Origin of the sequence: Cohnella fermenti, from assembly GCF_004801405.1 — a bacterium.
Lineage (GTDB): Bacteria > Bacillota > Bacilli > Paenibacillales > Paenibacillaceae > Cohnella > Cohnella fermenti.
On the sequence record NZ_SSOB01000123.1, the window covers coordinates 1 to 631 of the forward strand.

Genomic DNA, 631 nt, shown 5'->3' on the forward strand with positions numbered 1-631 from the left:
ATTTTTCGCCTGTTTGCCCAATACCCGTCATTATCGATAACCGAAATAATTCGATCAAAGCAGGACGAGCCCAGGAATGACGCCGATTCGCTGGCTTCTTAAGGGGTAGAACTTTTCACTGTCCAGGTATGATATAAGACTTGATAATAAAAGGAGAACTATCATAAATTGAATTTCCTTAGAGTTTACAAGGAACCAGACTGCGGTCTGGTTTTTTATGTTGGAGAAACAAGAATATGTGTCGAATCAAATCCGCGTATATCGCTTTTTCACGAATTATGGCACATACCAATGTCAAGAATACGTGCCAATTGCCGAAAAGCCAACGAACAGGATATATGAACTTTTTCGCATCGACTGGGAGGGGATTCCAGATGATTTGTCGAAAAAAGAAAGAGATATGTGTCGACTTAGGATTTGAATTAATCGACAAAGTTTAGTGTGTTATTAGATCAAGAAAGTGAGTGACATATATTGAATAAACCATTGAATCCAACTGCAGGCATAGCCCAGCGGTGCAATGTCAAGTAGGTGAAACTGTGAAATTGGAAAAAAGTCAGGACGAAACGCCATCGGTGCCGAAAAAAGCGAACACCAAGCGAGACCCACCATGTTGTCGAAATTTTCAGAC

General features: G+C 40.6%; 1 protein-coding gene. It reads right to left on the bottom strand.

The genetic code is table 11. The features are described 5' to 3' along the window. Positions 1-447 precede the first annotated feature (447 nt). Positions 448-631: hypothetical protein (locus tag E6C55_RS34370; RefSeq protein WP_211093705.1), on the bottom strand; the 184-nt coding region annotated here is incomplete at its 5' end.